Here is a 22,071-nt window from a genome sequence, read left to right on the forward strand (position 1 = left end):
ATCGGTTCACGGTTCCGGTGCGTATATAATTGCCGACAGGCTTTGCATTTCCTTTCAGACATGTTTCTGGTTGAGCCATCAACCGTCCTGACAGACCGTAGAGCCACACCTATCATTGGTTGCGCCACGCTCCTCTTGCTGCCGGAGTTAGTGTTGCTTTTTGGCGATGCACATGTTGAAACCGGGTCAACCTTTAAGAAAACCACTGGCATACGATGTCTGCCTGCCGGTGTACGACCTGCGCGTGGGGATGTTCGTATCCGACGTGGACTGCGGCTGGAAAAAAACGCCGTTCATGCTCGAAGGCGTCCTGATCACCGAAAAGCGGCAGATCGAGATCCTTCAAAAGGTCGCCCGGTATGTCAATGTCGACCCGACCCGCAGCCAGGATGCCGCACTCAAGGAATACCTCGATCGCATTCTCAGCAGCGGTAAATATTTCGGCCTGCAGGAGGTCGACACGCTCGGCGGCATGACAATCGCCGAAAAAAATCTGCCTCCCGGCGTCAGTGATCCATCCCTCGCAGTCCACATTGCCGTCGCAGCCGGCGAAGCGTCATCACCGGCATCTTCTTCCGGCTTCAGCATGGGTCGCGAATCCGCCAAGGCCGAAACGTCATGGTGGAAACGCTTTATACCCGGCACGCGGCCGAAAGTAACAGCGCCATCGCGCGAGGCGTTGCCGCCGCCGCCCAGGCCCGCATATGTGCCGCCGGAGATACCGCTGGTGTCCTATCCGCAGCCGGAATTCAACTGGCTTGCCGTTCCGGCGTCGCTGGATGCCTGCAAGACCACGGTGCGGCTGCTGGACGACATCACGACCGGCATCTCATTGCGCCATACCACCGACATACGCAAGGTGGAACGGGCGGCCGAATCCCTGGCCCTGCACATGATCGCCCACCCGAGCGCGATGATGTGGGCGGCGAAAATCCACCAGACCGACAACCGGCTTTACCAGCGTAGCCTGGAGGCCGGCATCTACCTGACAGCGATGGGGCGGCATCTCGGTTTCGGCCGCGAGCCGCTCGCGGACCTCGCGATGATCGGCATACTGCTCGATCTCGGCAAGACGCAGCTCACGCCGTCCCTGCTGGAAAAGCAGGGACGCTACAACAACAGCGAAATGCAGCGCGCCCGCCAGCACGTGGATCTCGGCGTCGCCATGCTGTCCGAGTCGGAATCCGACATGCTTCCGCCCGCCGTGCTGCGTGCCATCGCCGAACATCATGAGCAGGTCGATGGCAAGGGTTATCCGAAGGGCCTGTCTGCGCCGGAAATATCCATCTACGGCCGCATGGCCGCCGTGGTCGATGGCTATGTCGCGATGATCAACCCGCGTCCCTATGCCGAAACCTATTCACCCTTCGACGCCATCAAGCAGCTTTTCGCAGGTGCCGACAATCGATGGTTCGGTCCGCTCATCGAGCAGTTCGTGCAATCGATCGGCGTCTTTCCGATCGGATCGCTGGTCGAACTGAACAGCGGCCATGTCGCCATCGTCATCCAGCACAATCCGCTGCGGCGGCTGGAACCGCGCATATTGCTGGTGACCCACAAGGACAAAACCCGCCGCACGCCACCGATGCAGATCGACATGTTCAAGCACAATGCGCGCAGCAAGCGCCGTAACCTGCAGATACGTAAAGGACTGACTGACGGTAGCTACGGAATCGACGCGCGCGACTTCTATTTCGGTACGCAATGACATTGCGCCAGCGTTATCTCAAATGGCGCCAGGCGAATTCGGTTGCCGACGCAGTTGCGCTCATGCCGAAGGCGTTCGTCGTTCGGCTGGACGCAAACATCGAACAGCGAAACCCGTCGGCGACGATTGCCCTGCTCGCGATATCGCTCGCCCGCAGCGACCGGCTGGAAGCCATTCTCGACGAGGCCGGCAGCGCGGCCGTGCAGGAAGAGTTATTGCGGCGGGTCCGGTCCGTGCTCAGGGAAAACGACTATGTCGCCGTGGCTTCCAGCGATGAAGTATGGGTCGCATTGACACAGCTCTCGTCGCCCGCGATCGCGGACCTTGCGGCAACCAACCTGATCCGCACGCTGGAAAAGCCGATTCCCGATTGCGACCCGGTGGTGACGGTGCGTCCCGTGATTGGTGTCGCACTGTGCGGCCACATCGGTGGCTCCGCGACGCGCATGCTGAAGGCCGCGCTCGGCGCGCAGCAGGAAGCCCGTGCTGCCAACCGCCGCTACTGCGTCGCCGCGACCGGAACGGAAATCGGCGAGCTGAGCCGCACCGTCATGGTGGCCCTGCAATCGGCGTTGGCGCAAAACCGGCTGTCGCTGGTGTACCAGCCCAAGGTGGATTTGCAAACCGGACAGGTGGCCGGGGTCGAAGCGCTGGTACGCTGGCCGGCGGATGCGCGTTCCGGCTGGACGCCCACCCTGCTGGTCGATACTGCCGAAAAATACGGCATGATCGGCGAACTGACCCGTTTCGTTCTTCATACCGCGCTCAGGGAATATGTGACGGTACTTGCGGCGGCGGGTGTCGGCATACTGTGGGTCAATCTGTCCGCATCCATGCTGAACGAACCCGGACTCCCCGCCTTGTTGCAGCAGGCCGCCAATGTGTGGGGGGTGGGGTGTGACCAGATCGGACTGGAAGTGACCGAGAGCACCCTGCTCAACGACGCCGAGCTGTCCATCAAGACCCTGCATGCGCTCGCCAAACTGGGATTCAGCCTGGCGATCGACGATTTCGGTACGGGCTATTCGTCGCTGCTCTACCTCAGGCGTTTTCCGTTGGTCGAACTCAAGATCGACAAGTTGTTTGTCGAACACATGGCCTCGTCGGTGGTCGATGCCCAGATCGTCCGGGCGGTCATCGATCTTGCGCATAACTTCAAGCTCAAGGTGGTGGCGGAGGGGGCCGAGGATGAGGCGACCCTCGCCATCCTGCGGCAGATGGGGTGCGACCAGGTGCAGGGCTATGTGTATTCGAGACCGCTTCCGGCCGATGAACTGGCCAGATGGGTAAACCGGCGAACAGCTCCGGATTGATCGCGCTGGTCGAATGCGCTTCACGGCGCCAGTTGTATCCGTGCCTTGATGTGCTTGAGCTCCACCACGATGATGAAGGTCATCATCGTCAACAGCGACCATGAACTCCATTTTCCTACATGCACAAGCGCCCACGCGCCGATCTGGTTCGGGTAACGCCAGGCGCCAAGGAAGGTCGACAGGTTTTCCGCGATCCAGATGAAGAAGCCGATCAGCACGAATGCCAGCACCAGCGGCATCCTGCGGTCGCGGTCGAGCGGGCGAAATACCACCATCGTGCGCGCATACAATCCGCAGGCAAGCGCGATCAGATACCAGCGATAGTCGCCGATGAAGTGATGGGTGTAAAAGTTTGCGTAGATCACGACCGCCAGCGCGCCTGCCATCCAGTATGGCGGATGCCGCTCGATCCGCAGGTCGAACAGGCGCCATGCCTGTATGACGTAGCTCGCCACCGCCGCATGCATGAAGCCGGCATAGAGCGGCACACCCAGTATCTTGGTGTAGGCGAATTCCGGATATGACCATGATCCCATCGACGTCTTGTACACCTCGAGCGCGATGCCGATGGCGTGGAACACGAGGATGGCCTTGAACTCGTCCATCGTTTCCAGCCTGGCATGGAGCATCCATGCCTGAATGCCGATCGCGATGAGCAGCAGCAGGTCATAGCGGGGAATGCCGTAGCCCTTGAGCTTGTGGGACAGGAAGAGGGCGCAGAAAAACAGGCCGGCGAACAGGCATGCACGCGCCTCCTTGATCCCGAACATCAGAAATTCCGCGAGAAAGCGGCGAAACCCTTCACGCTTGCTCGGGGCAGGTGCCAGCAAACGCTCGTCGATGCGCCGAACCAGCGCGGTCAGCACCGGCGCTCCCGCAGCACCTGCATTCGGTTCGAATGAATGAAAAATGGTTCAAGGATATGGGACACGCTTCCCCGCTGCACAATGTCGATCGACAAGTCCGGCTTTTGGCACATGGTGTGCACGCCGGAACGTCGCCACTATAGGCGAATTATCCTGGTTTGTGCAACGCAGGGAGGAGAGCGGAGGTCGATCGGCGGCGAACCGGAAGCGAGGTCCCGGTTCGGCCGGAACAGCAGGCCTTCAGGCGGTCGCGTCGGTGCACATCTGCGTCATCGGCTGCTGCATCGCCTGCATGATTTCTTCCGGCGTCACGTCGCGCACATGCGTGGCGACTGACCATTGATGGCCGAACGGATCTTCCAGCCTGCCGTAGCGATCACCCCAGAATGTTTCATCGATCGCCATCACTACTTTCGCACCGGCATCGACCGCGCGCTGGAACAGCGCATCGGCGTTCTCCACATAGAGATGGATGGTGACCGGCGATCCCTTGAGCGCCTTGGGCCCGAACGAACCCCACTCCGGAAACTCGTCCACCAGCATGATCGGGGAATCGCCGATACGGATCATCGCATGCATGAGTTTGTCCTGCGGACCGGGCAGGCGGTCGATTTCCACCGCGCCGAAAGCCTTCTTGTAAAACTCGATTGCGTCGGCCGCGCCGTCGCATACCAGGTGCGGCGCGACAGTATGCATGCCTTCCGGCACCGGCTTGACTTGGGCTTGTGTCATTTGCTATCTCCTCGTAGTGTAAGAGCGCCAGACAAAATGCCTCTGGCTGCGTTGCGTCTCCTTGTCGTACGTCAGTACTGCCTGCGTCGACGCGCCTTGCCAGAGAGCGCGAAGCTGGCGCTTCGCTCATTTTGTTAGACGCTCTCAATAACCCGGGTTTGCAGGCAGGTGCCGCAAATCAGGGCTGCAGTTCAAACAGCGCTTTTCCACTTTCCATATCGAATGGCGCCGAAAAATGCTCATGCACGACCAGCCATTTGCCGCCGCGCTTGCGGTAGCCGGTACTCATCCGCATCCACGACGCCTTTTCCCCGCCGTCTTCCATCTTCTCGCCGCACCGGATGAGTCCATGTGCAAAGGCGACATCATCGCCCGCGGTAATGTTCAACTCGGGCGCTTCAAAAATCATCGGTCCCGGGCACATCGCCATGCAAGCGGTCCAATGCTGCTTGTAGGCATCGACCCCAATGAATCGCAACTGAGAAACGGCATCGTAGGCGACGATATCCGGCGCGTAATGCGCTGCGACACCTTCAACGTCGCGCGTCTGCGCCGCTTTAAGCCACGCAGCGATCAGTTCCCGGATTTCCGCTTCGGCCACCATATTTGAAGAATTGGCATTCATTGCTTTACTCCTTGGTAAGAAGTGTGGATATTGTGTACAGTGTCCATATTAGTACAGCTTGTGTACGTCGTCCACAATTAAAATCGATGAAGAATCCAGGGGTTGCAACAGTTCAAGAAGAGTCCCGGCCGCCGCGCCGCAGCACTTATCGTCACGGGGACTTGTACCGGGCGCTGCTGGAAGCAGGCGTGGAACTGGCGCGCACCGGCGGGCCGGATGCTGTGGTACTGCGGGAAGTGACCCGCCAGGCAGGCGTCGTTCCGAATGCGGCCTACCGCCATTTCGCCGACCGGCAGGCATTGCTCGAAGCGGTGTGCGATGCCGCGCAGGCACGGCTTGCCCTGGCAATCGAAACTGAGCTCGCCGCCTTGCCGAAGAAGAAGGACCCGGTGAAGGCGGCGCATGGGCGCCTGCGCGCCATTGGTGCGGCCTATGTGAAGTTTGCGCGCGCCGAACCCGGATTGTTCCGTACCGCATTCTCGGTGCCGCCCAATCTCGACCAATCCGCAAGTCCGGCCAAGGCAGGAAGCAGCGGCCTGTCGCCGTTTCAGCATTTGTCTGCGGCACTCGACGCCATGGCCGATGCCGGCGCGCTTCCGGCGGAACGGCGCAAGGGCGCGGAGTTTCTCGCCTGGTCGGCGGTGCACGGGTTGGCCATGCTGCTGCTCGACGGACCGCTGCGCCAACTCGACGATGCGCATGCGGCAGCCACCAGGGAACGTCTGCTCGATATGGTCGTGCAAGGACTGTAACTGCGCGCCCGATCAGGGTGCGCAACAATATATTCATCCGCTGACCCGCAGGCATAGTGCTTCGGGCTGCTTCACGGCGTCAATGTGCTCAGCGATAAAAGCATGTCCCGCTAGCGCAACCCGGGATTTTCCGGCGGCAGTCAGCCGTGGTTTCAAACCAGTCCGGATAGCATTTCCTCCATGCATCTTCCTGAATGACATCAACAGGCAGCAGTGCAGTCCGCTTTGATAGCTATCAAAAGCGGCACGATGCAATGCGCGGAACGCGTACCGGCACGGCGGCTCTTATTGATCTGAGAGTTTGAAATGCGGCTCGGGTCCGTCGCCGTCATGCCGCGCATCACTGCGAATGACTCTGCCTGCAGTGAATGCGCATGCGCAGGCGGACTGCAATCCAGCGACCACTGTGTACCTTCGGCAAAGGAAAACGAATATGGAAGGCATCAAAGCGACGATTAAAGGAAAGGGCGTGGACAGTTCGGTCGAGTTCTCCGTCGAGGAACTGATTGCACGCCACCAGGGAAACCCTGGGCGGAAATGAACGACGATGACCGGGATACGGCAATGAAAGACTACGCCTTATCGCTCTATTCCCGGCAGAGTGGCCAGGTAAGCGATGACGACCTGCGGGTCGATCTCGAACGCGGGACGTTCTCGAACACACGCGGATCGGACGTTTAAGCCATCGCGAGCAATCCCGCCAGTACAAGGAAATGCATCATGCCAAGAATTCAGCAATCAGTGGAAGTCAATCTTCCGGTACATGTCATTTACAACCAGCTTACCCGGTTCGAGGACTACCCGCGCTTCATGCGGGATGTCGAACTGGTGCAGCAGCTCGACGACACCCACCTGCACTGGAAAGCGAAAATGGCGGACCGGGACATGGAATGGGACGCGGAAATCACCGAACAGATACCGGACCAGTGCATCGCCTGGCACAACATGAGCGGTCCGAAAAATGCGGGGCGCATCGAGGTGCAGCCGGCCGGAGCGGATACATCCCGCGTGACGATGACCATGGATGCGGAACAGGGCCAGGTGCCGGGATCCTCCGCCGGCGGCGGAGACAACGAGATGTCGCAGCGGCTGGCCGATAACCTGACGCGCCTGAAGGAATTCATTGAAACCCGCGGCTCGGAAACCGGCGAATGGCGTGGCGAAATCCATGACGCGCAAGCGACCGGTGCCGATGGCGATCCGGTAGGCAAGCCGTCCACCGACGACCGCTGAAGCATCCCGGCGCAGTCCTCGAAATACATCGATAAGAAAAAGGCGCTGCGCAGCAATTGCTGCCCATAAACTTGCAGTTCCAAGGCGGCAAGGCATCCGCATTCCTGGGCGCTTGAAGGAACTGCCGCGCAGGCCGAGCGTCATTACATACAAGAAAGCGCTCCGGCATCATTCCGCCATCCGGCTTCGCTCTACCTTTTGTGCGAGTCCGGTAATGCAACATCCGGCCAGCCGCAGACGTCATGACGGCACGGTCCGGGTCGGCATCAATGGAGCATTCCAACCCATGCGATCGGGTAAAGGCCCTGTGCCCGTCTTGCCAAACTGCCGGGAGATACGACATGCGTGTGCTTCTCGTGGAAGATGATGCGATGATCGGCGAAGGCGTTCGCACTTCGCTCCGCCAGGACGGTTATGCGGTGGACTGGGTACGAAACGGCCAGCTCGCCGATACGGCATTGATGAACGAGCACTTCGACATCGTTCTGCTCGATCTCGGGCTGCCCGGCAAGGATGGCTTGCAGGTGTTGCGGAGCATGCGGGCACGGAAGAAGAAAACGCCGGTCATCGTAATCACCGCAAGAGACGATGTCGAAGACCGCATCAAGGGCCTCGATGCGGGCGCGGACGACTATGTCATCAAGCCGTTCGACCTCGACGAGCTGTCCGCCCGTATCCGCTCCGGGCTGCGCCGCAGCGCCGGTCATGCCGAACCCGAGATGGAAGTGATGGGCGTACGGCTGAACCCCGCTACCAGGGCGGTATCGCGAAACGGCCAGCCGATCCAGCTTTCGGCACGCGAGTATGCGATCGTCGAAGCGCTGATGCTGCGGCCGGGGCAGATCCTGTCCCGCGCGCAGATCGAGGAAAGAATGTACGGCTGGGGCGACGAGGTCGGCAGCAATACCGTCGAGGTCTATATCCATGCGATCCGGCGCAAGCTCGGGGCGGAATTTATCCAGAACGTGCGCGGCGTCGGCTACTTCATTCCCAAGCAGGACAGCGCATGACGTCGATCCGCGTCAGGCTGTCGGTCTATCTGCTTCTTGCCGCGATGTTCACCGCGATGGTCGTCGGCGTGTTCACCTATCGGCAAACCCTGAAGCAGAACGAGGATCTCTTCGATTACCAGTTGCGCCAGATCGCGCTGTCATTGCGGGACCATGGCTTCGCAGAACGTCCCGCATCCACCTCCGGCGACAGGCCCGATGTGGTCGTGCAAATCTGGACCATGCGGGGCACCATCGCCTACCTGTCCGACCCGAGCAATCCCGTGCCGGACCGGGCAACGCCGGGCTTCACCGATATGGATTCGAAAGGTCGGCGCTGGCGTGTCTATGCACTGGCGGGAGAGGATCGCGTCATCCAGGTGGCGCAACCCTTCGAGCAGCGGCGCGACCTTGCCGCGCGGGCGGCATTGCGCAGCCTGCTGCCGCTGCTGGCCTTCGCGCCTGTGATGGCGATCCTGATCTGGTGGCTGGTCGGGCAATCGCTGTCGACGCTGACCCGCCTGTCGAATGAATTGCGGCAACGCGATGCGGCATCGCTGAGCCAGGTATCCGTCGGTGATGTGCCGGCAGAAATCTCGCCCCTGGTGGCCTCGCTCAACATGCTGCTCGACAAGCTGAAGCGGGCGCTGTCGACCCAGCGCGCATTCGTCGCCGACGCAGCGCATGAGCTGCGTTCGCCGCTTACCGCGTTGAAGCTGCAGCTGCAACTGCTGGAGCGCGCGCCGGACAACGCTCACCGTGCAAGTGCGTTCAGCGAGCTCAACCAGGGTGTCGACCGGGCCACCCACCTGATCGAGCAGCTGCTTGCGGCGGCGCGCACCGATCCCGGCGATACCGCGGTCGCGCGCCTGCCGATCGACCTGGCCGAGCTGCTCCGCCGCGCGATCGGCGATGTGTTCGCCATGGCACAGGCGAAGGCGATCGACATTGAACTCGACGCACCGGAGCAGGCGATCATCGAAGCGGACGCAACGGCGCTGCGCATCCTTGCGCGCAACCTGCTGGACAACGCCATCCGCTACACGCCGCGCGGGGGCAGGGTGCTCCTCTCGATATCGCCATCCGGCGACGGCATGCTGCTCATCGTCGATGATTCCGGCCCCGGCATTCCTGCACCGGAAAGGGAACGCGTGTTTGATCGTTTCTATCGCCGCGAAGTCGATGGACAGACCGGCACCGGCCTCGGCCTGTCCATCGTCAGGAACATCGTCGACCAGCACCGCGGCCGCATCGACCTTGCCGACTCGCCGCTCGGCGGGCTTCGGGTGGTTGTTCTGTTTCGACCGTAACGCCGCCTTGCCCGGCCAATAACAATGCTTTCATGGCAACGCAATCCGTCTTCATGCATTAAGTCTGGTTTAATTTTCGGTCCCTAATCTCACCTCCGTACCGAGTTATCGGCTCATTGATGGGAAAAGGAAATCGACATGAAACTCAAATCACTGACGTTGGCCCTCATCGCTACTGGCGCCATTGCCACTGGAACTGCGAATGCAGTGGGATGGAGCCCGGCGACGTGGTTTAAGCACACCGCCGCATCGGCGGAAAGCGCGTCCGGCGCGTCGGCGCCATCGGCAACCAGCGCATCAGGCGCCCCAATACCGGCGACCGCCGTGCCCAACTATCGCGCCATCGTGGAACAGTACGGCCCGGCGGTGGTCGGCATCCGGACGGAAGGCACTTCCAAAACCGGCAGCAGGGGCATCCCGGAAGGACTTGAAAATCATCCTTTCTTCGAACAATTCGGCGGCATGCCGGGATTCAGGGGACAGATGCCGCGCGGCGACGCGCCGGTACGCGGGCAGGGTTCCGGATTCATCGTCAGCAAGGATGGCCTTATTCTCACCAATGCCCACGTCGTGCAAGGTGCGGATGAAGTCAGTGTCAAGCTGAGCGACCGGCGCGAATACAAGGCCAAGGTGCTTGGCAGCGATCCGGTCACCGACGTCGCGGTACTCAAGATCGATGCGGACAATTTGCCGGTGGTCAATCTAGGTGACCCGGCGAAGCTTGGTGTCGGTGACTACGTTTTGGCCATCGGCTCGCCCTTCGGGTTCGAGCAGAGCGCCACCGCGGGCATCGTCAGCGCGAAGGGCCGCTCGCTGCCGGGCGACGGGCATGTGCCGTTCATCCAGACCGACGTCGCGGTGAATCCCGGCAACTCGGGTGGCCCGCTGTTCGACACCAGCGGTGCGGTCGTGGGCATCAACTCGCAAATCTACAGCCGCACCGGCGGCTACCAGGGCGTGTCGTTCGCCATCCCGATCAACGTCGCCCTGCAGATCAAGGACCAGATCGTATCCACCGGCAAGGTGATCCATCCGCGCCTTGGCGTGACGATCCAGGAACTCAACCAGACGCTGGCGGAATCGTTCAAGCTGAAGCAGCCCGACGGCGCGCTGGTATCGTCCGTCGCCCCGGGTAGCGCAGCGGCCAAGGCCGGCCTGGAGCCGGGCGATGTGATCCTTCGATACAACGGCCGGCCGATCGCCAGCTCGACGGACCTGCCCGCCATGGTCTCGCTCGGAAAGCCCGGCGACAAGGTGTCGCTCGGCGTATGGCGCGGCGGCAAGCAGGTCGAACTATCGACGGTACTTGGCACGGCAACCGACACGCTGGCGTCCGGAGATACTGCGGAGAAAGACCTGCAGCAAGGCCGGCTGGGACTGGCGGTTCGTCCGCTGACGCCAGAGGAGAAGAGCGCGGGCGCCGCCGTTTCCGGCGTGCTGGTGGAGCGCAGCACCGGGCCGGCGGCCAAGGCCGGCATCGAAGCGGGCGACATCATCCTGTCGGTGAACGGCACCCCGGTGAAGTCGGTCGGGGAGCTGAAGTCAATGGTGGAGAAACAGGATAAGCAGCTTGCGATACTGGTGCAGCGGGGGGATACCAAACTCTTCGTTCCGGTCACGGTCGGCTGATCCTGCATTGCACATTGCCGGACAATCGCGGGCAGGGCGATCATCGCCCTGCCCGCGATTGTCCGCCCGTTCGCGTCGTTGCGTTGTCCGCCGGCATGCCGGCCCTTGCCCGCCAGCATTGCAGGAACCACCCTGCCGCCATGGCGTCATAACACAATGACAAACCGCTCCGGCATCTTCCCCACCTTCTTCCTCTCCGGCTTCGAGTGCTCCACCTTCCTGTGGAAGGAAGGACAGCGCCGCGATCTCTGCGAAGAGACACAGCATCGACGCCACGCGCTTGAGGATTACCAAATACTGCGCAGCCTCGGCATCGCAGTCGCTCGCGAAGGCATTCCCTGGCCGATGGTGGATCGCGGCGGCCGTTATGATTTTTCATCCATCGACCCGATGATTGCCGCGATGCGCGAAACCAAGGTGATGCCGATCTGGGACCTGTGCCACTACGGCTATCCCGATGGCCTCGACCCGTTCTCGGAAGAATTCACGCAGCGCTTCGCCGCCTATTGCCGCGCCGCGGCGCAGTACGTATCGGCACGCCTGCCCGGACCGTACTACTTCACGCCCATCAACGAAATCACTTTCTTTGCGTTCAGCGGCGGCGAGTGGGGATGGATCGCGCCGTACCGAAAAACACGCACCGACCGGGAAGCGCTGCGGCTGGCGCTCTGCAAGGCATCCATCGCCGGCGTCAAGGCAATCCGGGAGATACTGCCGGAATCCCGCATGGTGCATGTCGATCCGCTGGTCGAGGTCGTGGCACCGCCGGACCGCCCCGACCTCATCGACGACGCTGCGCGCGAAACCCATGTCGACACCTTCCTGGCCTGGGATATCCTGTACGGCAAGGAACATCCGGAACTCGGCGGCGCACCCGACATCCTTGACATCGTCGGTGCGAACAACTATTCGTTCGGCCAGATGGAGTACCGCGAACAGGGGCCGCATGCGGCACTGGAACCGGGGCATGCGGGCATCGAGCCGTTATGCGTGCTGCTGCAGCGCATCTGGGAACGCTATCGCCGTCCGATGGTCATCGGTGAAACCAGCGGCATGGGCAAGGGGCGTCCCGAATGGCTCCGGGATGTGATGGAAGAATCGCTCGCGGCGGTCAACCAGGGCATGGACCTGCACGGGGTGTGCCTGTTTCCAGCGGTGGACATGCCGGACTGGCATACCGGCGAATGGCTGCACAACGGTATCTGCGACCTTGTCGATGGCGATGGAAGCCTGAAGCGCATTCCGCATCAGCCGTATGTCGATGAACTGCGCCGGTGGCAGAAGGAATTGAACCGCAGTACCGAGCTGGACGACGATCCGTTCAGCGATCCGGTCGAATTGCAGGATGTGATCGATGCGGCGCGCAGGCTGAAGCCGCAGCCCGACCAGAACTGGCATTAGCAGGACGGGTATGGCAATGAATGCAGGAGTGTGGGGATGAAGGCAACCATACGCCCGAGCGTGGCCGGCGCCCGATTGCGTGACAGCGTGCCGCCGCCTTACCGCATGGAAGTGGTGAAGGGCATCAAGGCCGACGGGCAGTACACCGTCATCCTGTGCGCGCATGCGGAACGCGATGTGGTGTCTCCCCCCGAACTCGACCGCGCATTCCGGAGAATGGATGCACCCGCGCCCGACGGCATCATCGTGGTGGGTACAGTCTTCACCGAGGAAGCGAGGAAACTGGCCGAGGAACGCGGTGCGCGAATCGTTGCCTTGCGTAATGCAAAATGGACGGACGAGTCGGCGCGCCAGAGGCAGCTCTGACGCAAGTGCAATGCCGCATCGTCGTGCTATGCCGCTTTAGCTTTGATCATGGTGTCCTGCCCGATCACCACAATCCGAAAAACTTCAATACGGCTGCGATAACGACGATCAGGCCGACGATATAAATGATTTGATTCATGTATTCCCCCTTTTCTTCAACAGTTGTTTGTCATGTGTTTGCGTTGCGATTGCTGTCGCGCTTGTTAGGTAGAGTAAAAGGTTGAAAGTTCGTCAACTTGTTCCTGGTCAATTTACCTGGGATCGTCACGCCGAAAACCAATTCGGCGGAAACAATGCGCTCATGCGGCAGGAAATCCTCGAAAGGCCGGTACGATCGAGCACGGAAGCGTTCACCATGTTTGCCAAAGCGGTACAGGAATTCGAGACGGCTTACCGCAAGGCGATCGCCGCCTGCATGAAGCCGGCGCTGCCGCTCGTCATCTGCACCATCTATAACGGACGCTTTCCCGACCCCGCCTACCAGCAGCGGGTAGGTGTTGCCATCGCTGGATCCGACGATGCCATTATTCGGATTGGCGTGGAGAAGCAACTCAAGACGATCGAGTTGCGCCAGGTATGCACCATGCCCGAGGACTATGCCAATCCCATAGAGCCTTCCAGCGTGGGCGGTGAAAAGATCGCCAGAGCGATCGTGAGGGCGGTGACCGAACCTGCCGGCACGCGCCGCGGCGCACAGGTCGTGGCGGGATGATGAGGCCGACCCGGCGCCATGCGCCGGCTTTTTGCGCTTAATGCAGCATCGGCCCCGATGCCGGTGCAATCTTCTCCTGAGCCATCAATGCCTGATGGATGGAATCGTCGAGCGGCAGTTTTGCTTCCGGCTCCCGCGCGACCGGGCTCACGCCTTCCACCCGCATTCCCTGCTCGTACACCATGCGCGCGCCGAACCATCCCGATACCGCCACGCCCAGCGCCGACAGCGCGGAAAGCGCGAGCGAGCCGCCCTGATGATCCGGCTGGTTCCTGCGGCCCAGCACGTTCACCGCAGTCAACACCAGTGCGGCGCCGTTCAGGCTTGCATGCACGTTGGCAGTGCGCTTGATGTCGGTTTCCGGCTCGATGGTAAGGTAATCCATTGCGCCGGCAATGCCGGCGGCGACACCGCCGGCCAGCCCGCCCACCAAACTATAGTACGCAGCGTTTGCGTAAGACTCTTTACCGGTCGAGCGATACATCGCATCGAGAACGAAGCCGAACGGGATGAGGGCGGCCGGAACGACGATCAGCATCGGATGCAGCGGATGGCCGGCGAGGGTGACTTGGGCATGGCGATCTCCAGTAATCAAATACGGATAGGCGACCTGCACGGTGTAAAAGTTCCCGATATGACAACTCGTTCTTCTTCTCAAGGGACAGAGCCGAGAATGCGCATCAGGCGTACTGCAGCGCAAACCCGCAGTGTCGCGCCGCATCGGATCATGGAGCAGTTCCATCAACCGTGATCGCGATCAACCGACCGGCGGAAGCCTGTTCTCCGCTTGCGCTTCCGCAGGACTCAGGTATCCATCGCCCGGATGTTGTGCGGCGCCTTCGTCGAGGTCGTCGACTGTGTCGTCGCGGTTGGCCAGCTCGGGCGCGATGCGCCGCATCAATTCGTCCGGCACCGATTCGGCGCATGCCTTGACGACGTCATAGAGCGGCAATGACGACGGTTCCCGGCCGGACTCGACTTCCCTTGCAAGCGGCTCGAAACGCTCCCGCGCCAATCCCATCAGGGTTGCGCGCATCCGTGCCGACGACGGATTGGTTTCCGCCGCCTCCGCCAGGCTTGCGTGATCGATGACCGGTACCGCATCCAGGGCGTCACCGGTGGATGCGGTCCTGAAGGGATCGAATCCTGCTTCCAGCAGGAAGGCAAGGAAGCGTTCGTGCAAATCGCTGTGCCGCATGCCATCCAGGGCGAGCGAAGGAAACGACGGACCCGTGCCTTCGTTGTAGGCAAGCGCGCCTCTCTGTGCGAGCGCCTGCAATGCGTCCCAGTCGAACCGTTCCTGATCTTGGTTCCAGGCTTCCTGCATGTCCATGAACTCAGTGATCAGGCGGTTGATTTCGTCAGGATGATGTTGCGCCATGGTGCCTCCCAAATCACGATTGGGCGCACATTCTCCGAAAACGTTCAGTCAGGCTGCGCCTTGTGCCTGCGCCGCCGCGAGTTCGGCATCCTTTGCACGCATCCGCGCAACAGACGGACGGGCGTTGATGCGGTCCGTGTAGGCTTTTATTTCCGGCAGTTCCGGCACCAGCTTGAACATCATGGTCCAGGTCAGCGCCGTTCCCCAAAGCACGTCCGCCGCCGAAAAATTTTCACCGAGCATGTACGGCCCCCTTGCGAGCTGGGCGGCGAGGGTATTCAGAACCGTGTCATAGTCGCCGTAGGGGCTGGTGGAAGCCGGGGCCGGTTCACGCTGCATCGCACGGTCGACGATCGCCGGTTCGAAGCAGGACCCGTAGTACACCATCCACCGCAAGTAAGGGCCGCGCAGCGGATCGCCGATCGCCGGCGCAAGCCCCGCTTGCGGAAAGACGTCCGCCAGATAAAGGAAGATCGCCGCCTGCTCGGTCACCAAAGCACCGCCATGCACGATTGCCGGAACCTTTCCCATCGGATTGATGGCCAGATAAGCCGGCTCGCGATTCTCGCCGGCCTTCATGTTGAGCACTCGCAATTCATAATCGACGCCCAGTTCGTCGAGCAGGATCATTGTTCCTGCCGAGCGGGTGTTGGGGGAATGAAAGAATTGGATTTTATGTTCCGGTGTCATGCCGTGTGCCCCTTCCAGGTCGCAGCAACTTCAGGATATCCTGCGCACTCCTATTCATTCGCGGTCCGTCTGGCGCCTGGCAATTCATCGGCCAGCGCCAGGCGTGCCATCGCCATGATGCCGTCGAAGGATTTGGCCGCGGCAATGAAGCGGCCGTTATGGCAAAACACCGCATCCGCCACGCCAGTTACGGCGGCAAGGTCCGCGTCCCGCAGGCCCGCCCATGCTTCGGGCAGATCCTTGCGCGCTTCGAAGTTCTCGGTGTTCGCCGGCACGGTGTTGATCATGTAGCGCTGTTCGCCGAGGTGATAGCCGATCACGAACAGCACTTTCGGCATCTCCCTGCGCACGACCGTCGACCATGGCATCGCACCATTCTTCAGCAGCAGGAGCCGGCCATCTTCCAGACGCTCCGACTGCCTCACAAGTTCCACGGCGCGCATGCTGCCGACGCGATATGTCACGGCGTTCGCAATGATGTCGGCCATGAAATCCATGGCGCGGCGAAAGCGTTGCAGCCGAAGCGCATCGGCTGCCGCTACGTCGCCTGCCTGCTGCTCGTCGATCCAGGTCGGATTGAAGCCGGACACGACTGCCGACAAGCCATATCCGCCGGGCGCGTTCCGTGCCGCCCCGGTGTCGGCCATGTCGAGATATTGCACAAGGTCGTTGTCGATCGCATAGGCGATATCACGTGCCTGTTCCGGTGAAATGTCGTACCCGGCGTGCGCCCGCGCAACGATTTCCACGCAGCGAGCGCCATGTTCCTTCCACACCAGGCCGGCGCTCGCATACACCACGCCCGACAGACGCGCGCCATCGAATCCTTTCTGGTGATGATCGAAGCGGCCGGATTGCGGGTCCCAGATGCCGCCGACATCTACTGCAAAATCGGCGGCCCGGATTTTTTCCGGATCGCGGGTACGGATCAGGTCGCAGCCGGGAAACACGATGTCAAGCACCGCCACGGCCCAGACATCGTCTGCATGAAATTTTCCAGAGTGGGTAGCAATCAGCATCGTGAACAGAGCAAAAGGTCAGGGTGGCGCCATGCTGGCGAAGGAAGCGGGTTGAGCAGTGCATTGTAGAGCCCGTTGCCGCGCAGACCCTGGCGATGACTAATTCGGATCGTGATCGCCCGCGATGGCATCCGTCCATCTCTTGGTGTCCTTCGGCGTCATGTTGCCGAAGGGGATGACGCGGCCGTCCTTCAATCCCTGTTGATGTATGTCGGTCAGATATTGTTCGCGCGACAGAAGCGTTCCCTGGCAGATATCGATTTCCGGGGGATCGGTATGTACCTCATGCTCCAGGCGTTCGAGAAGATTATCCATGATCCATGTCGGAATCAGGTTACGGTGGGCAGGGTAGATAAACCCGAAGAGAATGAAGTGGCTCAACAGTATCCGCCAATGGGGTTCGAAACGTTCCAGCAGGCGCTGCCAATCCATTTCACCGGCCCGCGTCAGCAGCAGGTGAATGACGTCGGCGCCGTCAAAACGCTCCCTTTCCATGATGAAGGCCTTGGACCAGATCATTTCCTCCACCGGGCAGAACTTCGTCGGAATGCCCATTACCTCCGCATCGGTCGCATGGTCAAACCACGCGTCGTCCACTTCAGCGATCGCGTTGCCCGAACTGAAGATCAGGTCGATGTAGGTATCGCGAAAACGTATCTTGCCAAGCCAGTGCGGAAAGGTAAGTTCGGTTTCGAATCCGGCGGGCAACACCGCCGCGCTGATCCGCTCGTAGTCGCGGCGGCAGATGAAGAGATCGAGGTCCCTGGTTTGCCGATTCACTCCGGTGTAATGGTTGAACGCATACGCACCGCCCACGAGGAACGGCACGCCGGATTCATTCAGGGTTTCCAGCACCCGCCGATAAAAATCCATCGTATCCGGATCGATGTCATGGTCTTGATTCGAAGTGGTCGTTTGCATACCCGCCTTTGTAGAAAGTAATACTCAAAATCAGCAAAACTTATGCCATCGGATCACTGTCAGTATGAAAGAAGCAACAGCAGGTCGCCGATGATCGATTCTGGCATTGGTACCCTATTGCATGTTGTGATTTCCAACAATTGACGCAACGAAGGAGTGCAACGTGTCCTTGCAAGAAAAAATTCGCTTTGCCGCAGTCGGCGACCTGCATTGCACCAAGGAATCGGCCGGCACGCTCCGTTCTTTGTTCGCCCAGGCCAACGAATCCGCTGATGCATTATTGCTGTGCGGCGACCTGACCGACTATGGGTTGCCGGAAGAGACCAATGTTCTCGCCGAAGAGTTGTCGGTCGTCCGGATTCCGATCGTGGCGGTGCTCGGCAACCATGATTTCGAATCGGGCATGCAGGAGGAGGTCAGTCGCATCCTGACCGCTGCGGGGGTAAGGGTGCTCGATGGCGAGGCCTGCGAGGTACATGGCGTCGGCATCGCGGGGGTGAAGGGCTTTGCCGGTGGTTATGGCCGCGGCGCGCTGGGCCCGTGGGGCGAAGGTCCGATCAAGCAATTCGTCAACGAAGCCATACAGGAGGCGCTGAAACTGGAATCCGCGCTGGCGAAACTGCGCACCGCGCAACGCATCGCCTTGCTGCATTATTCCCCGATCGTCGGCACGGTGCAGGGCGAACCGCTCGAAATCTTTCCCTTCCTCGGCACCAGCAGACTGGAAGACCCGCTCATCCGCTACCCGGTATCGGTCGTGTTTCACGGACATGCGCATCGCGGCTATCCGGAAGGAAAGACCGCCAACAATATTCCTGTCTATAACGTCGCCAAACCCTTGCTGCAACGCACCTTCCCCGACCGGCCGCCGTTTCACATTTTTGAGGTGCCGGTTTCATTGGAAGAGCAGATGGAACGGGCACTGTAAACGGGGTTGTAATTTGGTCGTTCCGCCATTGCAAAATCGGTGATGCCGCGATGGCAAACTATCACTTGCGCCCACCCAAACCCATTTGTCCGCTACCGGACCGGATTGCGGTGAGAGTCATGCAAGCTTCGATGCCACCCAGCCCGACTTTGCCCGGCATCCGCGCGAGCGGGGTACGCAATTCATACTCAAGGTCGTCTTCGACGCGTTTCATTCCAATGCCGGAAAGCGCGCTGGGACTCGCTGGTGAAGAGCGAAAACATCCTGCACTGGCGGTACATGCACAGAGGCCGCCGGACCAAGCGCCCGGAGGGCATGAGCCTGGCGTTTCCAGTTAACTCTGTGCGCTACGTCCGACCCAGCCCACCAAGCAGCGATGGCTGCACGATCTCGATCCAATACCCGTCCGGGTCCTTGATGAACGCCACATCCTTCATCTTCCCCTGGTCCGGCCGTTTCACATAGGCGACGTTGTTGTCGTCGAACCAGCGCACCGCGGCGGCAAGGTCCGACACCGAGAAGCAGATATGGCCGAAGCCTTGCGGCTGCGCGTTGCCGTCGTGATACTTGAATCCGGGATCGTTTTCGGTACCCCAGTTGTGCGTCAGCTCCAGGATGCCGCGCTGGCTGAATGTCCATGAGGTCCGCTCGCCTTCGTCCTCGGGAACGGTCTCCCCGTCCGCGAGCCGCGCGAGGAAATACAGCGAAAATTTCATCTCGGGGAAGTCGAGCTTGCGCAACAGGCGCATGCCCATGACCTTCGTATAGAAAGCCAGCGACACCGCCGGGTCCTTCACCCGCAGCATCGAGTGGTTCAATGTGAATCCGTGTGTATCCGCCGGCGGATTTGCCTCCACGCCGGGGTGCATTTCGGTGGTGAATGCCATGAAAATATCCTTGTAATGAAAAAGCTTGCTGCCCGCCGTGCGGGCGCTTCGCTTACTTGCCTGATGCGCCAATCTCGTCCAATCGTTTCGCCTGGCGTCTTGTGAGCCGGTCAATATCGGCCAGGTCTGCGGCCGACAGCTTCGGTCCCGGCTTGCGCACCATGGCCGAGGCGATCGCGCCGCGTTCCTTCAGCAGGTGCTTGCGTACCGCAAGCCCGATGCCGGCTTGCTGCTCATAGCGGGCAAGCGGCAGATAGGCGTCGAAAATATCGTGGGCTTTCTCAATGTCGCCGGCGACATGCGCCTTGCACACGTCCACCATCATTTCGGGATAGGCGAAACCGGTCATCGCGCCGTCGGCGCCGCGCGTCAGTTCTTCCGGCAGGAACAGGCCGCCGCCGTTGCCGGTCAGGATCGACACCCGCCGCACATCGCCGCGCGCGCTCGCCGCGCGGATAGCCGACAGCTTCGCCAGTCCGGGGCTGTCCTCGTGCTTGAGCATCACGCAACCGGGCGAGTTCCGGATGATATTCAGTTCCACCGCCGCCGACATCTGCACGCCGGTGGAAACCGGATGATCTTGCAGCACCCACGGCACATCGGCACCCAGTGTTTCGTTCACCATGTCGAAGTAGGCAAGGATCTGGTCGTCGGTGCGGACGGACGAGGCTGGCGCGATCATCACGCCCGACGCGCCCATGTCCATCACGCTCCTGGTCAATTCCTGCATTGAGGCGAATCCGGCCGAGGACGCGCCGACGACCACCGGCACCTGCCCGTCCACACGCCGCAGCACCTGGCGGGTGAACGCGCGCGATTCTTCCGCGGTCAGTTTCGTCGCTTCGCCGAGAATGCCGAGGATCGTCAACCCGGTAGCGCCCCGGTCCAGGTAGAAATCGACCATGCGGTCGGTGCTGTCGAGATCGAGCGCACCGCTGTCGGTGAATGGCGTGACGGCGATCAGGTAAACCCCTTTGGCGCTGGCATCAAGTGTGTTCATCGGCATCTCTCTTAGTCGGTAGGGTCGGGTATGGACCCGCAAGGCGGGGTTGGGTTCTGTAGCCACCTGGGGACAGGATGGCATCGGCAGCCAGTTTACTGCCGAACGCGAAATCCGGCTTGATGCGGGGTTGCTGCAGTTCCGCCGGCTGTTCCGGGGCGCCATGTGCTGTCGGTCCCGGCTCGGGTGGAAGAATTCCGTTTTCGCTTGGCGTGGAAATCAGCGTTCGTGATAACCTACGTTTCACTCCGGAAATACGGTTTATCCGACTCACCTATGTTGGCTAGAGATTGATATGCTGGGCGCGAAACAGACTTTGCTTATCGCAGCATTGCTATGCTTTGTCATGTTTCTCGTGCTGTATTCCGCAAAAGAGAACAGGGTTCGCGGCATCAATGAACTGCTCCTGGCCAACGTGCTCGGTCTCTGTGCATACGTCATGTATGCATTCGGCAAGGAACTCCCGGAAATTTTTGCGTATGAAGGCGCAAACACGCTGTACGCCGCGTCGTCGATGGCGGCCCTGATCGGCTATCGCCGCCTCTTCGGCCGCCCGGCTTCCATCCCCATCGCCTCCGCATCGGTCGCCTTGCTGACAGTGTTGATCGCCATTTTCCATTTCGGCTTCGACTCGTTTGCCTGGAGGACCTTCGTCGTATCGGTCTTTCAGTCGGCGGTAGCGATGGCGATCGCCCAGACGATTATCGCCGCCAGGGGCGAATGGAAATCTTCCCGCTACCCGCTGGGATTCGTGCTCGCCATGTGCACCATCATCGGCATGGGCCACCTGTATCGCGCCGCGCGGCAATTCCTGAGCGCCGATGCGCCCAAATCGTTACTGGAGCCGAACGGCTGGAATCTGTTCTTCTTCGCCGTCGGGGCATTCGCATTGCCGGTGCTGACGCTCGGCGGCCTGCTGCTTGCCCATCGCGCCGTGGTCGCGCATGCGCAGCATGCGGCCAGCCGCGACTTTCTGACCGGCGCCTGGTCCCGGCGCGCTTTCCATGACATCAGCGACCGCGAGATCGCACGTGCCGAACGTACGCAACGAACCCTTTCGCTGTTGCTGATCGATATCGACAATCTCAAAAGCATCAATGACAAATTCGGGCATGCCGCCGGCGACGATGCGTTGAGCAACTTTGTGCGCAGGACCAACGGCGGCTTGCGCGCCATCGACTCGCTTGCGCGCATCGGCGGTGACGAGTTCGCCGTCCTGATGCCGGAAACCGACCTGTCGAGCGCCGTAATCGCCGCCGAGCGTCTGCAGCGGCAAAATGCCGACCCTGATGCGTCTGCACCGGAGCCGGCGACCTGCAGCATCGGCATCGCCACATTCCGGGAAGGCGATACCCTGGAATCCCTGCTGACCCGCGCCGACGAAGCGCTGTACAAGGCGAAGGCCATGGGACGAAATCGGGCCGTCGTGGAAGGCTCCGCCTCGATCGTATTGCATGAGCAGGTAAAGACTGCTTGACCGCCGACTCGGCATGGATGCACGTCAGCACATCCGCGCAGATCCAGAACTAATCTTCCTGCAGACCGTCAACAAGTAACAGAAACATAACTTGATGGTTGCTGCGACCGCCAAACGGCGTGCGGACGGCGG

23 protein-coding genes are annotated in these 22,071 nt (G+C 60.9%); 12 read left to right on the top strand and 11 right to left on the bottom strand.

The features are described 5' to 3' along the window. Positions 1-172 precede the first annotated feature (172 nt). On the top strand, positions 173-1,708 hold the full coding sequence (locus V7080_RS01180; RefSeq protein WP_334186561.1) for an HD-GYP domain-containing protein: 1,536 nt from the start codon (positions 173-175) through the stop codon (positions 1,706-1,708). Then, positions 1,705-3,021, top strand: coding sequence for a putative bifunctional diguanylate cyclase/phosphodiesterase (locus V7080_RS01185; RefSeq protein WP_334186562.1), 1,317 nt, complete (start codon positions 1,705-1,707; stop codon positions 3,019-3,021). Before V7080_RS01180 ends, V7080_RS01185 begins: the two co-directional genes overlap by 4 nt. 20 nt (positions 3,022-3,041) lie before the next feature. On the opposite strand, the gene V7080_RS01190 is transcribed toward V7080_RS01185, so the two are convergent. The 3 genes from V7080_RS01190 to V7080_RS01200 all read right to left on the bottom strand — a co-directional run bounded on the left by V7080_RS01190 (position 3,042) and on the right by V7080_RS01200 (position 5,244). Next, positions 3,042-3,887, bottom strand: coding sequence for a DUF817 domain-containing protein (locus V7080_RS01190; RefSeq protein ID WP_442947165.1), 846 nt, complete (start codon positions 3,885-3,887; stop codon positions 3,042-3,044). A gap of 240 nt (positions 3,888-4,127) precedes the next feature. After that, entirely contained in the window at positions 4,128-4,619 is a 492-nt protein-coding gene (locus tag V7080_RS01195; RefSeq protein ID WP_334186563.1) for a VOC family protein, read from the bottom strand. A 178-nt stretch (positions 4,620-4,797) separates the two neighbouring features. Continuing rightward, positions 4,798-5,244 (bottom strand): YybH family protein, encoded by a 447-nt coding sequence (locus V7080_RS01200; RefSeq protein WP_334186564.1) that lies wholly within the window; start codon positions 5,242-5,244, stop codon positions 4,798-4,800. Positions 5,245-5,330: 86 nt separating this feature from the next. On the opposite strand from V7080_RS01200, the gene V7080_RS01205 reads away from it, so the two are divergent. From V7080_RS01205 to V7080_RS01240, 8 genes are all read left to right on the top strand, one after another. Next, complete coding sequence (locus V7080_RS01205; protein WP_334186565.1) at positions 5,331-5,996, top strand: TetR/AcrR family transcriptional regulator; 666 nt, start codon at positions 5,331-5,333, stop codon at positions 5,994-5,996. A gap of 720 nt (positions 5,997-6,716) precedes the next feature. Then, on the top strand, positions 6,717-7,229 hold the full coding sequence (locus tag V7080_RS01210; protein ID WP_334186566.1) for an SRPBCC family protein: 513 nt from the start codon (positions 6,717-6,719) through the stop codon (positions 7,227-7,229). Between the two features lie 341 nt (positions 7,230-7,570). Then, a complete protein-coding gene (locus V7080_RS01215; protein ID WP_334186567.1) occupies positions 7,571-8,239 on the top strand; it encodes a response regulator transcription factor in 669 nt (222 codons plus the stop codon). Continuing rightward, positions 8,236-9,528, top strand: coding sequence for an ATP-binding protein (locus V7080_RS01220; protein ID WP_334186568.1), 1,293 nt, complete (start codon positions 8,236-8,238; stop codon positions 9,526-9,528). Before V7080_RS01215 ends, V7080_RS01220 begins: the two co-directional genes overlap by 4 nt. A gap of 138 nt (positions 9,529-9,666) precedes the next feature. Beyond that, positions 9,667-11,157 carry a DegQ family serine endoprotease gene (locus V7080_RS01225; protein WP_334186569.1) on the top strand — a complete coding sequence of 497 codons (1,491 nt, stop codon included), beginning with the start codon at positions 9,667-9,669 and terminating at the stop codon, positions 11,155-11,157. Between the two features lie 156 nt (positions 11,158-11,313). Beyond that, positions 11,314-12,558 (top strand): b-glycosidase, encoded by a 1,245-nt coding sequence (locus tag V7080_RS01230; protein WP_334186570.1) that lies wholly within the window; start codon positions 11,314-11,316, stop codon positions 12,556-12,558. A gap of 36 nt (positions 12,559-12,594) precedes the next feature. After that, entirely contained in the window at positions 12,595-12,924 is a 330-nt protein-coding gene (locus V7080_RS01235) for a hypothetical protein (RefSeq protein ID WP_334186571.1), read from the top strand. Positions 12,925-13,279: 355 nt separating this feature from the next. Beyond that, positions 13,280-13,636 carry a hypothetical protein gene (locus tag V7080_RS01240; RefSeq protein ID WP_334186572.1) on the top strand — a complete coding sequence of 119 codons (357 nt, stop codon included), beginning with the start codon at positions 13,280-13,282 and terminating at the stop codon, positions 13,634-13,636. A gap of 37 nt (positions 13,637-13,673) precedes the next feature. Here the strand turns inward: V7080_RS01240 and V7080_RS01245 are convergent, their stop codons facing one another. The 5 genes from V7080_RS01245 to V7080_RS01265 form a co-directional block, all read right to left on the bottom strand. Further along, positions 13,674-14,252 (bottom strand): DUF2231 domain-containing protein, encoded by a 579-nt coding sequence (locus tag V7080_RS01245; RefSeq protein ID WP_334186573.1) that lies wholly within the window; start codon positions 14,250-14,252, stop codon positions 13,674-13,676. A gap of 141 nt (positions 14,253-14,393) precedes the next feature. After that, on the bottom strand, positions 14,394-15,017 hold the full coding sequence (locus tag V7080_RS01250) for a hypothetical protein (RefSeq protein WP_334186574.1): 624 nt from the start codon (positions 15,015-15,017) through the stop codon (positions 14,394-14,396). Positions 15,018-15,065: 48 nt separating this feature from the next. Further along, the gene (locus V7080_RS01255) at positions 15,066-15,707 is read right to left on the bottom strand and encodes a glutathione S-transferase family protein (protein WP_334186575.1); all 642 of its coding nucleotides are present in this window, start codon (positions 15,705-15,707) and stop codon (positions 15,066-15,068) included. A 50-nt stretch (positions 15,708-15,757) separates the two neighbouring features. After that, positions 15,758-16,726, bottom strand: coding sequence for an MYG1 family protein (locus tag V7080_RS01260; protein ID WP_334186576.1), 969 nt, complete (start codon positions 16,724-16,726; stop codon positions 15,758-15,760). A 99-nt stretch (positions 16,727-16,825) separates the two neighbouring features. After that, on the bottom strand, positions 16,826-17,647 hold the full coding sequence (locus tag V7080_RS01265) for a nucleotidyltransferase (RefSeq protein WP_334186577.1): 822 nt from the start codon (positions 17,645-17,647) through the stop codon (positions 16,826-16,828). 163 nt (positions 17,648-17,810) lie between these two features. Here V7080_RS01265 and V7080_RS01270 point away from each other — a divergent pair, with 163 nt between their 5' ends. Beyond that, positions 17,811-18,575, top strand: coding sequence for a metallophosphoesterase family protein (locus tag V7080_RS01270; RefSeq protein ID WP_334186578.1), 765 nt, complete (start codon positions 17,811-17,813; stop codon positions 18,573-18,575). A 61-nt stretch (positions 18,576-18,636) separates the two neighbouring features. Here the strand turns inward: V7080_RS01270 and V7080_RS01275 are convergent, their stop codons facing one another. The 3 genes from V7080_RS01275 to V7080_RS01285 form a co-directional block, all read right to left on the bottom strand. Beyond that, positions 18,637-18,789 carry a hypothetical protein gene (locus tag V7080_RS01275; RefSeq protein ID WP_334186579.1) on the bottom strand — a complete coding sequence of 51 codons (153 nt, stop codon included), beginning with the start codon at positions 18,787-18,789 and terminating at the stop codon, positions 18,637-18,639. A 133-nt stretch (positions 18,790-18,922) separates the two neighbouring features. After that, positions 18,923-19,462, bottom strand: a complete 540-nt coding sequence (gloA, locus tag V7080_RS01280; RefSeq protein ID WP_334186580.1) for a lactoylglutathione lyase — start codon at positions 19,460-19,462, stop codon at positions 18,923-18,925. A 52-nt stretch (positions 19,463-19,514) separates the two neighbouring features. Continuing rightward, positions 19,515-20,462 carry a dihydrodipicolinate synthase family protein gene (locus tag V7080_RS01285; protein WP_334186581.1) on the bottom strand — a complete coding sequence of 316 codons (948 nt, stop codon included), beginning with the start codon at positions 20,460-20,462 and terminating at the stop codon, positions 19,515-19,517. 295 nt (positions 20,463-20,757) lie between these two features. Between V7080_RS01285 and V7080_RS01290 the strand changes: the two genes are divergently transcribed. Continuing rightward, on the top strand, positions 20,758-21,939 hold the full coding sequence (locus tag V7080_RS01290) for a GGDEF domain-containing protein (RefSeq protein WP_334186582.1): 1,182 nt from the start codon (positions 20,758-20,760) through the stop codon (positions 21,937-21,939). Positions 21,940-22,071: the final 132 nt, after the last annotated feature.

The sequence above is a fragment of the Noviherbaspirillum sp. genome, assembly GCF_036846085.1.
In the GTDB taxonomy this organism is placed as follows: Bacteria; Pseudomonadota; Gammaproteobacteria; order Burkholderiales; family Burkholderiaceae_D; genus Noviherbaspirillum.

Bases quoted from the DNA above. Each gene is read 5' to 3' on its own strand.
- V7080_RS01180 (WP_334186561.1), top strand. From the start codon at position 173: ATGTTGAAACCGGGTCAACCTTTAAGAAAACCACTGGCATACGATGTC.
- V7080_RS01185 (WP_334186562.1), top strand. From the start codon at position 1,705: ATGACATTGCGCCAGCGTTATCTCAAATGGCGCCAGGCGAATTCGGTT.
- V7080_RS01195 (WP_334186563.1), bottom strand. From the start codon at position 4,619: ATGACACAAGCCCAAGTCAAGCCGGTGCCGGAAGGCATGCATACTGTC.
- V7080_RS01200 (WP_334186564.1), bottom strand. From the start codon at position 5,244: ATGAATGCCAATTCTTCAAATATGGTGGCCGAAGCGGAAATCCGGGAA.
- V7080_RS01205 (WP_334186565.1), top strand. From the start codon at position 5,331: ATGAAGAATCCAGGGGTTGCAACAGTTCAAGAAGAGTCCCGGCCGCCG.
- V7080_RS01210 (WP_334186566.1), top strand. From the start codon at position 6,717: ATGCCAAGAATTCAGCAATCAGTGGAAGTCAATCTTCCGGTACATGTC.
- V7080_RS01215 (WP_334186567.1), top strand. From the start codon at position 7,571: ATGCGTGTGCTTCTCGTGGAAGATGATGCGATGATCGGCGAAGGCGTT.
- V7080_RS01220 (WP_334186568.1), top strand. From the start codon at position 8,236: ATGACGTCGATCCGCGTCAGGCTGTCGGTCTATCTGCTTCTTGCCGCG.
- V7080_RS01225 (WP_334186569.1), top strand. From the start codon at position 9,667: ATGAAACTCAAATCACTGACGTTGGCCCTCATCGCTACTGGCGCCATT.
- V7080_RS01230 (WP_334186570.1), top strand. From the start codon at position 11,314: ATGACAAACCGCTCCGGCATCTTCCCCACCTTCTTCCTCTCCGGCTTC.
- V7080_RS01235 (WP_334186571.1), top strand. From the start codon at position 12,595: ATGAAGGCAACCATACGCCCGAGCGTGGCCGGCGCCCGATTGCGTGAC.
- V7080_RS01240 (WP_334186572.1), top strand. From the start codon at position 13,280: ATGTTTGCCAAAGCGGTACAGGAATTCGAGACGGCTTACCGCAAGGCG.
- V7080_RS01250 (WP_334186574.1), bottom strand. From the start codon at position 15,017: ATGGCGCAACATCATCCTGACGAAATCAACCGCCTGATCACTGAGTTC.
- V7080_RS01255 (WP_334186575.1), bottom strand. From the start codon at position 15,707: ATGACACCGGAACATAAAATCCAATTCTTTCATTCCCCCAACACCCGC.
- V7080_RS01260 (WP_334186576.1), bottom strand. From the start codon at position 16,726: ATGCTGATTGCTACCCACTCTGGAAAATTTCATGCAGACGATGTCTGG.
- V7080_RS01265 (WP_334186577.1), bottom strand. From the start codon at position 17,647: ATGCAAACGACCACTTCGAATCAAGACCATGACATCGATCCGGATACG.
- V7080_RS01275 (WP_334186579.1), bottom strand. From the start codon at position 18,789: ATGAAACGCGTCGAAGACGACCTTGAGTATGAATTGCGTACCCCGCTC.
- gloA (WP_334186580.1), bottom strand. From the start codon at position 19,462: ATGGCATTCACCACCGAAATGCACCCCGGCGTGGAGGCAAATCCGCCG.
- V7080_RS01285 (WP_334186581.1), bottom strand. From the start codon at position 20,462: ATGAACACACTTGATGCCAGCGCCAAAGGGGTTTACCTGATCGCCGTC.
- V7080_RS01290 (WP_334186582.1), top strand. From the start codon at position 20,758: ATGCTGGGCGCGAAACAGACTTTGCTTATCGCAGCATTGCTATGCTTT.